The 12348-nt window shown below is 36.1% G+C and carries 12 protein-coding genes; 2 read left to right on the top strand and 10 right to left on the bottom strand.

All coding sequences use genetic code 11. The features are described 5' to 3' along the window. Window positions 1-6 precede the first annotated feature (6 nt). Entirely contained in the window at window positions 7-1146 is a 1140-nt protein-coding gene (locus tag J0J69_RS12770) for a CCA tRNA nucleotidyltransferase (RefSeq protein WP_068759481.1), read from the bottom strand. Window positions 1147-1257: 111 nt separating this feature from the next. Beyond that, entirely contained in the window at window positions 1258-1968 is a 711-nt protein-coding gene (gene dapB / locus J0J69_RS12765; RefSeq protein ID WP_055277433.1) for a 4-hydroxy-tetrahydrodipicolinate reductase, read from the bottom strand. Between the two features lie 105 nt (window positions 1969-2073). Between dapB and J0J69_RS12760 the strand changes: the two genes are divergently transcribed. After that, window positions 2074-2946: a YitT family protein gene (locus J0J69_RS12760; protein ID WP_055305944.1), complete on the top strand. Its 873-nt coding sequence runs from the start codon at window positions 2074-2076 to the stop codon at window positions 2944-2946. A gap of 35 nt (window positions 2947-2981) precedes the next feature. Here the strand turns inward: J0J69_RS12760 and J0J69_RS12755 are convergent, their stop codons facing one another. Together J0J69_RS12755 and J0J69_RS12750 are read right to left on the bottom strand one after the other, a co-directional pair. Next, window positions 2982-3689 (bottom strand): zf-HC2 domain-containing protein, encoded by a 708-nt coding sequence (locus J0J69_RS12755; protein WP_068759479.1) that lies wholly within the window; start codon window positions 3687-3689, stop codon window positions 2982-2984. Next, complete coding sequence (locus tag J0J69_RS12750; RefSeq protein WP_212725741.1) at window positions 3686-4153, bottom strand: RNA polymerase sigma factor; 468 nt, start codon at window positions 4151-4153, stop codon at window positions 3686-3688. The genes J0J69_RS12755 and J0J69_RS12750 overlap by 4 nt, the downstream gene beginning before the upstream one ends. Before the next feature lie 261 nt (window positions 4154-4414). On the opposite strand from J0J69_RS12750, the gene J0J69_RS12745 reads away from it, so the two are divergent. After that, window positions 4415-5710 carry an ISL3 family transposase gene (locus tag J0J69_RS12745; protein WP_128446202.1) on the top strand — a complete coding sequence of 432 codons (1296 nt, stop codon included), beginning with the start codon at window positions 4415-4417 and terminating at the stop codon, window positions 5708-5710. 68 nt (window positions 5711-5778) lie between these two features. Here the strand turns inward: J0J69_RS12745 and J0J69_RS12740 are convergent, their stop codons facing one another. The 6 genes from J0J69_RS12740 to folE form a co-directional block, all read right to left on the bottom strand. Beyond that, window positions 5779-6507 (bottom strand): zinc metallopeptidase, encoded by a 729-nt coding sequence (locus tag J0J69_RS12740; protein ID WP_055243121.1) that lies wholly within the window; start codon window positions 6505-6507, stop codon window positions 5779-5781. A gap of 101 nt (window positions 6508-6608) precedes the next feature. Further along, window positions 6609-7859 (bottom strand): tetratricopeptide repeat protein, encoded by a 1251-nt coding sequence (locus J0J69_RS12735; RefSeq protein WP_055243123.1) that lies wholly within the window; start codon window positions 7857-7859, stop codon window positions 6609-6611. 11 nt (window positions 7860-7870) lie between these two features. Next, a complete protein-coding gene (gene aroA / locus J0J69_RS12730) occupies window positions 7871-9142 on the bottom strand; it encodes a 3-phosphoshikimate 1-carboxyvinyltransferase (RefSeq protein ID WP_212724375.1) in 1272 nt (423 codons plus the stop codon). After that, entirely contained in the window at window positions 9133-10212 is a 1080-nt protein-coding gene (aroB, locus tag J0J69_RS12725; protein WP_055243127.1) for a 3-dehydroquinate synthase, read from the bottom strand. Before aroB ends, aroA begins: the two co-directional genes overlap by 10 nt. Beyond that, a complete protein-coding gene (aroC, locus tag J0J69_RS12720; RefSeq protein ID WP_055243129.1) occupies window positions 10212-11363 on the bottom strand; it encodes a chorismate synthase in 1152 nt (383 codons plus the stop codon). Before aroC ends, aroB begins: the two co-directional genes overlap by 1 nt. Window positions 11364-11374: 11 nt before the next feature. Continuing rightward, window positions 11375-11938 (bottom strand): GTP cyclohydrolase I FolE, encoded by a 564-nt coding sequence (gene folE / locus J0J69_RS12715; protein ID WP_055243131.1) that lies wholly within the window; start codon window positions 11936-11938, stop codon window positions 11375-11377. Window positions 11939-12348: the final 410 nt, after the last annotated feature.

Below are 12348 nucleotides of genomic sequence, written 5' to 3'. Positions count from 1 at the left end.
GACTCCTTATCGGTACTGTTTTATAAATTCAATAAGCACGGCTCGATTATTGACTAATTGCTTCATTACAATTTGATACTCAATCTCCTCTAGTAACTGTTGAATCCACGGCCCTTTTGGGCGATTAATTATTTTTGTAATTGTTGCTACATCAATTGCTAATTGTTTACGCGTTTGAAGAGGTAATTCAATCACTTCGTATGGTCTCATCTCCTGATTTAAAAAGCAAATCAGTTGATGATACAGTTGTGCCCAAGTTTCACCATAACGATAAGTAAAGTAAGGCATCGGAACTGGTGAATGAACACATGAACGTAGCACTTGAATACATTTTTTCTCTTCTTTAGAAAAAGGCCAAGCTGATAAATACCTTGATAACTCTTCTAAATTTAGACTAGCAAGTACAAATAATAAAATCGGATGCGTTAACAATTCAAAATTATAGCTTCGATACTCACAAAGTGGTGCTAAATCAGGTAACGCCTCTAACAACTGCGTATCATATAAATAATGCATTGCCTCTTGCCTTGAGCTCCCCTGAATCAATCCTTCTAATTCCTTTTTAATACGCTCTTTTGAGATATGTGCAATCAAGGGACTAACCTTCTTAATCCCCTCTAACGTTTCGTGATCTAATGAAAACCCAAGCTTGGAAACAAATCGGATACCTCGAAGCATTCTAAGTGGATCCTCTGTAAAACGTTCGGTCGGTACACCTACACATTTTAATAACTGATTGTTAAGGTCATTTAGCCCTTGCATGGGATCATATAAACAATCATTAATATCTCTTGCAATGGCATTAATCGTAAAGTCCCGACGTTTTAAATCATCTTCTAAAGAAGCTGTAAAAATCACTTCATTTGGATGGCGATAATCCGCATAGCCTGTCTCTACTCTAAAAGTCGTTACTTCAATTGGAATTTTATTAATGATTACCGTTACAGTTCCGTGTGCTAATCCTGTGGCAATTGTTTTTTCAAACAGCGACATCACGACTTCTGGTTTAGCTGATGTTGTAATATCAATGTCATAAATCGGAAGATTAATTAGTTGATCACGAACCATGCCACCAACAAAATAAGCTTCATATCCCGCTTCATTCAATGTTTGTAAAACCATTTTTCCAGTTGCAAGTAACTCCATGATTAACACTCCATCTCAAAATTATACTCTTCTTATTATACTTAACATTAAAGTGGATAATCAACTCATACTCTACTTTTTTATCATAAAAAAACCTTCGATATGAAGGCTTTAATCAAGTAAATGTTGCAATCCATATACTAGTTCATCCAATTCACTAACCTTGCGAATGGCAAGAATAATTCCTTTTTCAAAGGAATGGCGGCTATTTGATTGATGAATAAGTTCTAGCGTCTGATATTCATCACTCACCAAGACTTGATGTTTCGCTAAAACACCTGGCATGCGAACACTATGAACATGAGTCGATGTTAATTTACGTTTAAGCGCACAATCTAGCGTATTCGCAATATAAGTAGCCGTTCCAGATGGCTGATCTTTTTTATTCACATGGTGATATTCTACAATTTCAAAGTTATCAAAATAGTGCGAACAAATTTCAGTAAACTTATTAATCAAAATCGCACCAATTGAAAAATTAGGAGCAATGACGCCTTTCCCGCCATTTTCTTTAGCTATTGTTTTTAAATAATCTAAATCCTCTTTATTAAAACCTGTCGTTCCAATGACAATAGCTTTTCCTGCTTTTAACATGACCTCAGACGCCATTTTGGCAAACTGATAAACTGTGAAATCTACATAAACATCAAACTCAACTTCATCAAGAACTTTTTGAATATCATTATAAATGGGAATCTCTCCATCTAACTGTTCAACTTCACTTACCCCTGCAACTAACTCTATATCTTCTTCAGCCTTGATCGCTTCAACAAGAAAACTCCCCATTTTGCCTTCTAATCCACCGACAACGATTTTTTTCATTATATCCCTCCACCATTTGCCTATCTTTATAGTTTATTTTATTTTAACTTCGACTAAACGTGATATAATAAGATATAAAAGGAAAAAAAATCTAGGAGGTTCAGCGTGTCAACAAAATTATTAAAACAACTATTGTTAATTACACTTGGAACAGCTATTATGGCCTTTGGAATCATCAACTTTGCAGTTACCAATCAGATGGCTGAAGGTGGTTTTACAGGAATCACAATTATTTTGTTCCATCTGTTCGGACTAAGTACTGGAGTTAGTAACTTATTATTAAACATCCCGATGTTAATCATCGGTTACCGTCAATTCAGTAAAAAAGGATTCTGGTTAACGATTTTTGGAACATGTATGTTATCTGTGTTCTTAAGTTTATTTGAAACGTTAGGACATATTGTTCCACCACTTCCAAATGATATGATGATTTCAGCTATCGGAATGGGAGTTTGCGTTGGAACAGGATTGGGAATTATCTTCAATGCGGGTGGAACAACAGGTGGTGTTGATATCATCGCAAAAATTATCAAAGATAAAATCGGTATTCCAATGGCACGTACGATGTTTGCTTTTGATGCCATCGTTATTGGAATTTCAATGATCATCTTCTTATCATTTACCAATGCCATTTACACGATCATTGGATTATATATTGCAGCTCAACTGATTGACAAATTCCAAGAAGGATTCCGTGCTGGACAAAAAGTCTTAATTATTTCTGATAAATATCAAGAGATTGCAGATGCTATTCATAACAAAATGAATCGTGGAGCGACATATATTCACGGTATGGGTTCATATAACAAAAGCGATAAAATGATTATCCTAACTATTATTAATAAACGTGAATTAAGTTCCTTAAAAGAAATCATTTATCAAATTGATTCTCAAGCTTTCGTAAGTGTCAGCCACGTTTACGAAACACTAGGAGAAGGTTTTACCTTCGATGCTAACGGTATTCCATACTTCGACTAATCAAAAAGCGACTGAAAAACTTCAGTCGCCTTTTTTTATTCTCTCTCCCAAAGTAATGTTGCTTTTTCCAATACAGAGTCTAATGGTTTATCAAATAAATGATTATAATTAGCTACCATATAATAAACCGCATCAATCTTACCATTAATATAAACTTTCTCCCAATTAGCTTCGGTCCATCCACTGAGATTTTGATGCTCTTCTACAGTAAATAGATTTTCACTATCAGAAATGAATTGTTGCTTAGGGGATAGCTTTGTCCAAATTGTATTCGTGTAGTAAATCATAAGAATATTTTTCATCTGTCCATCAATCTCTACTGTTCGTTGTAAATGATGGCATCTATAAAAGTCATCTTCTAAAAATTTAAACTCCATCATACGATCTTCTATCGCTTGAACTCCAATCAACCTTTCATTATACTGAATTGGAACTTCTAACCTGAAGATTAAAAAGTAACCTCCAATACAAATTCCTATTGCGCTAAAGACTGATAACAAAATTAATGTAATTTTATTTTTCATAAATTTTTGTCGTAATGATTGTAATGTCTGCACTTGTGCTTCTTCAATATTAACTGATTTAATCACTTTAAACTCATCCTGTTTCATTTGATCTAAAGCTACTGAACACTTAACACATGTTTGCAAATGCTCCTTCATAAAAGCTTTCGTGTCCTCCTGACAGACCCCATCGACATAAAGAGGTAATAAATCTTCAATGATTTGACAACTAATCCTCATTTTAAGTCCTCCTTTACTTTGAGTTTAGCTCGATGAAACGTGACTCGTGCCCAACTTTCTGACTTTCCAAATAATTCCCCAATTTGAGCAAATGATAGCTCTCCAAATAACCGTAAATTAAACACTTCTTTATAGGGGCCTTCTAATCGATGAACAGCTCGATGAATTTCAAATGCTTTTTCTTTATGAATCAGCTTAGATTCAAAGCTCTCCATCGCAATTTCTTCTGGCAATTGCTCAGTTCGTTTACTCTTCTTATAACTTGTGAAATACGTATTCTTTGCAATATGGCAAAGCCAAACTCTTAATTTACAATCCCCCTTAAATCGATGAATATTTTTAATGGCCTTTAAAAAAGTCTCTTGCGTAATATCTTCTGCCATTGCCTCGTGATGACATAATGATAAAACATACTTATAAACATCTGGAAAATATTCCGCATAAATCTTCTCAAACTCTGTCACCCCATCACCTCGCTTCCATCTATAAGACTTTCAAACCATTCATTCGTTACAAAATTTTACTAATTTTATTTTACTACAACATAAAAAAAGTCATCAAACGTTAAGTTTGATGACTTTTTAATTAAGGTTCTATAATATTTGGTGTGGGTGATTCCCACACTTCTTTTATTTGGAATAAAAAATAAGTATAAAAAAAGAGACATCACGTCCCAAATTCTATACCATGTAATTGACCAAAAAAAACACGAAAGGATTGGGTTTATGTCTCACAATAATTGTATCTTAACTTTACTCGATTTAAAAGATAAAAATATTACTTTTTCAGAAAATTGGATGGAAGATGTTCAGATTAACGGGATCCGCTCTAAGGTCATTTCTGGTATCCTCTCTTTTCAACCGACCCATTGTTACAACTGTGGTCATCTCTTTGACTCACAAATCATTAAACACGGCTTCAAAACCTCTCGTATTAAGATGATGAAACTCTCTGGCTTTGATACCTATCTCGATTTAAAAAAGCAACGCTATAAATGCCGTCATTGTGATCGTACCTTTACGCTTAAAACCTCTCTCGTAGAATCTAATTGTTACCTTTCTAATCCCCTTAAACAAGCCATTTTCCTAGAGGCTAGCCATAAAAAATCCGAGTCAGATATTGCCCGTGAACTCAACGTATCCCATTCAACGGTCAATCGGATCATTCATACATCGTACGAGGAACAACCCCTTCATTTTAACTCTCTTCCAAAGGTGCTTTGTTTTGATGAGTTTAAGTCGGTCAAATCAGCGGAAGGGGCTATGTCATTCATTTTTTGTGATGCTTCTAATGGGAAGTTAATTGATATCGTTGAAGACCGTCGTCTAAGCACTTTAAAACCTTATTTCATGCGATTTTCTAAGGAGGCCCGTGAAGGTGTAACTCACGTTGTTATTGATATGTATGCTCCGTATATGACACTCATTAAAGAGGTGTTTCCCAACGCTAAAATTGTTTTAGATAAGTTCCACGTCGTTCAACTTTTATCTCGTGCCCTCAATAAAACTCGTATTCGCTTCATGAACCAAAACAAAGAATTCTACAATAAATTCAAACATTATTGGCGCCTTTTATTAAAAGCCCAAGAGGATATCCATTCTACCCACTACTTCTATTCTAACTGTTTCAAAAAGCAGATTTCTCAACAAGAAATCATCGACTTTTTACTCGCTTTAGATCCGGAATTAAAAGCCACTTATGACTTCTATCAAACCATCAAACAGGCCATCAAACTTCGCAACTTTGATGCTTTTCATCATGCCATTCAAAACCCCTCTGACTTACTTTCACCTGAAATGAAAACAGCTTTAAAAACATTAACTAACTACCAAGATTATATCAAAAATACGATTGAAACATCTTATACCAATGGAGTGCTTGAAGGGATTAATAACAAGATTAAAGTGATTAAACGCATGGCCTTTGGATACCGTAGTTTCTATCATTTCAAAGCTAGAATTTTGATTATCCATAAGTACACCTTTGAACAAAAAAATAAAAGGAATCAAACTGCTCAATGAGCAGCTTAATCCCTCACGATTACAGGTATAAAATTTCTTCACCCACACCAGTTGACAAAGAGCCTTAATTAATCGTTATTGCGTGAATTAAAAATCATGATTAAACGTAATAATTCGGCAATGGCCACCACAGCTCCCGCTACATACGTTAATGCTGCCGCCGTTAACACTTTACGTGCCCCTGCTTTTTCTTCGTTACCATATAAAATATTCATTTCTGATAACTGAGCAACTGCACGAGTTGATGCATTAAACTCAACAGGTAAAGTCACAATTTGGAATAACACGGTTACGCCAACTAAAATAATCCCAAGTAATAAAAATGATGAACCACCAAAAATAAATCCTAAAAGAATGGCTAAGTAACCAAACTTATTGGCAAAATTTACGACTGGAAACATTGCTGAACGGAATTGAAGTGGTGCATAGGCATTCGCATGTTGAATCGCATGTCCACATTCATGAGCAGCAACTGCTAAAGCAGCAATCGATGTTCCATGATAAATATCACGTGATAAACGAACTGTTTTACGACTTGGATCATAATGGTCACTCAAACGACCACCAACCTCTGTCAAATGAACATGTTGTAATCCATTTCGATCTAGGATACGACGTGCCACGTCCGCTCCAGTTAAACCTGATGAAGCGCGAACACGTAAGTATTGGTTAAACGTCGATGATAAATAACCTTGGGCTAACATCGGGACGATTAATGCTATCAATAAATAAATTAAATACGATGAATCGAAACGCATCCCATATCCACCGTAATATCCACCATAATATAAGAACATTGTTCAATCACCTCTACTAGAATTTCTTTAAGATGTATTATACACCATTTAAGGTTTTGTCATCAGATTGTAAAAACCATTTTTTGAGTTTTATACAATTCTTACATTAAATTCTCTAGTAACTCTCGAGCCGGTGTTAAACTTGGATCAATATTTAAAATTTTCTCAAGTTGTTTCGCTGCCTCTTCACGACGTCCTTCTTCCATTAAGAATTGCGCATAATCAAATAAGAAATCAACATTTTCTCCATAGTTGACGAATGCTTTCTCAAAGTATGAAGCCGCTTCATCATACTCCTCTAATTCTAAGAAAGCAATCGCTAAATCCCAATCAAATCGGTCATCAAATAATCCGTTTTCTTCATAATGTTGAATATTTTGAACGACTTCTTCAAAGTCTTCTAACACTAAGCAAATACGGTTACTACGAAGTGCTGCTTCTAAATCTTCTGGATCTAAGTTTAAGGCCTCATAATAAGCATCGCGCGCCCCTTCTAAATCTTTTAATTTCTCTAAAGCCAATCCTTTTAAGTAGTGTAACTCGGCATTGAATTCATTATGTGTTATCCCTTCTTGAATCATTTCAAGTGCTTTTTCATAATCTTCTTCTTTTAGATAGATTTTTGCTAACAATGGATAAATTGTATCATAGCTTGAATCTAATTCTTTTAAATCATGAAACACGCGCTTAGCTAATGAGTAATCGTCGACTTGATAAGCAAGGAATCCTTTATTAAAAAGTTGATCCGTATTCAACTTACCAAAATATTTTTCTGATAAATCGAATTGTTCTAATGCTTTCTCAAATTCTCCAATATGGCTGTAGCACGTTGCTAAACGGTCATACACATTAATGTCAGCGTTTAATCCACATTCAATTAAATCTAAGTATAAATCTAATGCTTTTTCAAATTCTCCAATGTGATGATAAAACTCAGCATAAGCTAGTTTAATTAAATCGTTATGAGGTTCGAGTGATATAGCTTTCTTTAACTTATCTTCAGCGACTTCAAATAATCCTTGAGCGATGTACATATCTGCTTCGAGTAAAAGAACACTCGCATTCGTTTCTTCATCGCTACCCGCTAATAAGTCAAGTGCTTTTTCATCCTCAGCTAAATCTAAATATAAATCCGCTAAGAATGTTTTTAAGTTGACTTCATTTGGATATTTTACTAACAATGGTTCAACTAACTCAATCGCTTTTGAGACATGAGCAATCGCCGCGAAAATTTGAGCAATAATGAAGATTTCATCATCATTAGCATCAAACGCAAAATGTTGCATCTGCTCAATCGCCTCTTCTGTCAGTTGCCCTTTCTCATATAACTCAATAAAATATTCAATTGACATTTATAACACCTCTAATTTCCTAATAACACATTTAGATGTTTTAAGAAGTCTGGATATGAAATCTCCATTGACTCAACATCTTCAATAATGAGTGGTTCATCGATTAATAACGAAGCCACACAGAGCATCATCGCAATTCGATGATCTTTATGACTTGAGACTGACGCCTGATTAAACGAACCTTCCGGCTGTCCTGTGATGATCATTCCATCATCAGTACTTTTTATTTCGGCGCCAATTGCTTTTAGCTGGTTGACGGTCACATCAATACGGTTCGTTTCTTTAACCTTCAACTCCTCAGCATCTTTAATGACTGTTATCCCTTTTGCACGTGTGGCAAGTAACGCTAAAATAGGGATTTCATCAATTAAGCGTGGAATCATATCGCCTTCAATCGTCGTGGCAACTAAGTCTTTCGTGTATTGAATATGAAGATCAGCGACTGGTTCACCACCAAAATAACGTTCATTGACTAATGTAATCTTTCCATTCATCGCTCGAATCACATCAATAATTCCTGAACGTGTCTCATTAATTCCGACATTTTCAATCATTACATCACTACCTGGAACCATTAATGCCGCTACGACAAAGAACGCTGCAGAGGAAATATCACCCGGTACAAAGACTTCCCCTGGTGTGATCGGCATCTGTGGTCCTTGAACCGTAATCATTCGATTCACTTTATTATAGGCAATTTGGAAATCCTCAAACATTTTTTCCGTATGATCACGCGTCGGAATTGGTTCATGAATCGTCGTCACACCTTGAGCTAACATCCCAGCTAACATAATGGCAGACTTCACTTGGGCACTTGCAACGGGAAGCTCATAAGAAATTCCCGTCAACTGATGACCAGTAATTGTAGCAGGTAATGTAGCATCATTTTCTAGCGTAATATTAGCCCCCATTTGTGAAAGAGGGAGAGTCACTCGTTTCATTGGGCGCTTCGATAATGATTCATCACCAATTAACGTTAATGTAGCAGGTAAGTTGGATAGTACGCCCATCAATAAGCGTGCGGTTGTTCCAGAATTTCCGGCATCTAAAATTGACTGATCATAACAAAAACTCTCTAACCCCGGGCTCGTAATTATTAAACAATCCTTGCTTAATTCAGACTTCACACCAAATTGTTTAAAAATTTCTAGCGTACTAATACAGTCTGCTCCTAGTAATGGCTCGTGAATTCTTGTCGTCCCTTTGGATAAACTACTAAAAATAATGGCACGATGAGTAATTGATTTATCTCCTGCTACTTTAATGCTTCCCTTTAATGACATACTCTCACCTCTTTTGTCATTTCATTTAAAAATTGTTGTAACATTGGCTTTAATTCTTCTTCGCTAAATGTTACTAAAACAGGATTGCCTACCTCTTTTAATAAAACAAAACGGATCTGATGTTGTTCATTCTTTTTATCATGTAACATGTAGTTCATATATTGTGTTGCACGATCTGCTTTTAAGAATAGGGGAAAGTTAAGCTGTTTTAAATAAGATATGTAATCATCTATCGCTAAATCAATCTTAAATGTTTTCTTACTTAAATATAGCGCAAATATAATCCCAATAGCGACAGCTTCACCGTGTGATAAGCTTTTCTCATCGAGTTCAATCGCATGGCCAAACGTATGGCCAAAGTTTAAAAAAGCACGACTTCCTTTTTCAAACTCATCCATTTCAACCACATTCTTTTTAACCATCAGACTTTGCATTAGTAAAGCAGCAAAGATTTCTTCCTGCAGTGGGTCTAATGTATGAAACGACATTAACGTCTTCAATAGTACCTCATCTGAAATGAAACCATGCTTCACCATCTCTGCTAACCCACTTCTCCACTCTTTATCCGATAACGTTGCTAACAATGGCAATTCGTAGATGACAGCTTTCGGTGGATAAAAGGCACCAATTAAATTCTTTCCAAGCTCATGATTAATCGCGACCTTTCCACCGACCGCACTATCGTGCGCCAGTAAGGTGGTCGGAACTTGAATAAAATCAATTCCACGCATATACGTTGCGGCAACAAATCCAGCTAGATCACCGACGACTCCACCACCAAAGGCTAATATTAACGCCTTACGATCAACTTGATTTTGAATCAGAAACGTTTGAATCGCATGATACACCTCGAAACTTTTTGATGCTTCTCCTGGTTTGATGACATATACTAAGGCCTCTTTTGATAAAACATGCGCTAACGTTTGATAATGTAACTCATAGACAGTTTCATCTGTAATGACAACTACTTGTGTCGCTTTTTGGATGAATGGCGTTAACTCATTTAAACAACCATCACCAATATAAATAGGATACTCCCCTTGATGCGTTTTAACTTGTAATTGTTTCATTAAAAATCCCTCATTGCTTCACGGTGACATTTTACAGCTTTAATTAAAGATGACATTTGGTTAGATTGGAATTCTTCTAATATCTCCTTTGCTAGTTCAAAGGCTAAAACTGATTCTAAAACGACACCCGCAGCGGGAACCACGCAACTATCTGAGCGCTCAATCATACTTTCCTCCACTTCTTTCGTATCAATATGAATCGAGTTTAATGGCTGATATAACGTTGGAATTGGTTTGATCATCGCCTGCACCACAACTGGCATTCCATTCGTCATACCCCCTTCAAATCCACCATAATGATTACTCATTCGCGTAAATCCTTGATCATATGAGATTTGATCATGGACTTCACTTCCAAAATGAGAACTCGCCATCATCGCATCACCAAAATAAACCCCCTTAACTGATTGTACCCCCATAAAGGCTGCGGCAATTTTAGCGTCTAATTTTCGATCAAATTGAACATAACTACCAAGACCTGCCGGTACATTTTCAGCTAATACTTGAACAATCCCTCCGACTGAATCACCTTGCTGTTTCGCTTCATCAATATGTTGACACATTTGAATCGAAAGGTCTGAATCAACACAACGAACAGGCGAATTAGCAATCGCAGCTTGAATAGTTGAAATTGTTGTTGGATAATTCGTTACTGATACTTTCCCAATTTGTAAAACATGAGAAATAACCTCAATATCTAACGCTTTTAAAATCTGTTTAGCAACGGCTCCAACTGCAACACGAATCGCTGTTTCGCGTGCAGATGAACGTTCTAAAACATTTCTTAAATCTCGATGCCCGTATTTCATTGCCCCAACTAAATCAGCATGGCCTGGTCGTGGCACTTTTTTAATTTCATAATCATGCTCATCAATCGGCTCAATCGCCATGACATGACCCCAATTTTTATTATCCTTATTTTTAATGACAAGTGTAATTGGGGATCCAAGCGTAACCCCATGACGGACACCACTTGTAATCTGCACTTGGTCACTTTCAATTTTCATACGGTCGCCACGTCCATATCCTTGTTGACGGATCCTTAAATCTTGATTAATCATCTCTGCTGTTAAAGTAAGTCCTGCAGGGACTCCTTCAATAATTGCTGTTAGCTGTGGTCCATGTGATTCTCCACTACTTAAATAACGCATATCGATGACTCCTATCCTTTAATTAAATTTAATACTTCCTGTCTCATTGCTAAATCTTCTTTAAAAATTCCAGTGCTATAGATTGTTTTGGTCATAGCTCCCGGTTTTTTAATGCCACGCATTACCATGCACATATGCTCGGCTTCAATAACAACCATCACACCTTTTGATTTAATCGCATTAGCAATCGTATCCCCAATTTGTTTTCCCATACGCTCCTGAAGTTGTGGTCGACGTGAAACAACATCTGTTACACGAGCAATCTTACTTAATCCCACTACCTCATTATTCTCAGGATAATACGCCACATGAACTTTCCCAAAGAACGGTAATAAATGATGTTCACACATTGAGTGGAAGACAATATCTTGTACTAAGACATATTGATCATATTCTTCACTGAAATAAACTTGTAAATGTTTTGAAGGATCTTCATGTAATCCACCGAAAACTTCCTCATACATACGTGCTACACGTGCTGGTGTATCAACTATTCCTTCTCGATCTGGATTTTCTCCAACGGCTTCTAAAATCATTCTTACGGCCGTTTCAATTTTATTTTTATCCACTGACATATTATCACCTTTTTACATAATCATTCGACATTTAAGTATATATGCTATTTTACCATAATCTATATTGAAAATGATTAATATTTTACATTTAGAGTATCAGACTTCACCCCTTAAAATTTCATTAATTCTGACCAACTATATATAAACCCCAATAAGTTTTTCATAACGTAAAAAATAAAGCCCTGCCAATGGAGGATACATTTTCTGCGAAAATGGCAGGTGACCCAGCCCTGCCAATGGAGGATACATTTTCTGCGAAAATGGCAGATGACCCAGTCCTAGCAGTAAAGGAATGGATTTCTTCAGAAATCGCTAGGTGACCCATCGCTACCCTAGTTCGCCTTTCTATCAAAAAGACTTGCGTACTAAGCCTGATTGTTAGAATATGAACTATATTTCGCTATTTATAT

This window comes from Turicibacter bilis (assembly GCF_024499055.1).
GTDB lineage: Bacteria > Bacillota_I > Bacilli_A > MOL361 > Turicibacteraceae > Turicibacter > Turicibacter bilis.
The sequence above is the reverse complement of the archived record's forward strand: the minus strand, read 5'-3'. Positions and strand labels throughout refer to the sequence as shown.

Coding starts and splice junctions, on each gene's coding strand:
- J0J69_RS12745 (WP_128446202.1), top strand. CDS start 4,415: ATGTCTCACAATAATTGTATCTTAACTTTACTCGATTTAAAAGATAAA.
- J0J69_RS12735 (WP_055243123.1), bottom strand. CDS start 7,859: ATGTCAATTGAATATTTTATTGAGTTATATGAGAAAGGGCAACTGACA.
- aroA (WP_212724375.1), bottom strand. CDS start 9,142: ATGTCATTAAAGGGAAGCATTAAAGTAGCAGGAGATAAATCAATTACT.
- J0J69_RS12755 (WP_068759479.1), bottom strand. CDS start 3,689: ATGAGGATTAGTTGTCAAATCATTGAAGATTTATTACCTCTTTATGTC.
- J0J69_RS12770 (WP_068759481.1), bottom strand. CDS start 1,146: ATGGAGTTACTTGCAACTGGAAAAATGGTTTTACAAACATTGAATGAA.
- aroC (WP_055243129.1), bottom strand. CDS start 11,363: ATGCGTTATTTAAGTAGTGGAGAATCACATGGACCACAGCTAACAGCA.
- folE (WP_055243131.1), bottom strand. CDS start 11,938: ATGTCAGTGGATAAAAATAAAATTGAAACGGCCGTAAGAATGATTTTA.
- J0J69_RS12740 (WP_055243121.1), bottom strand. CDS start 6,507: ATGTTCTTATATTATGGTGGATATTACGGTGGATATGGGATGCGTTTC.
- aroB (WP_055243127.1), bottom strand. CDS start 10,212: ATGAAACAATTACAAGTTAAAACGCATCAAGGGGAGTATCCTATTTAT.
- dapB (WP_055277433.1), bottom strand. CDS start 1,968: ATGAAAAAAATCGTTGTCGGTGGATTAGAAGGCAAAATGGGGAGTTTT.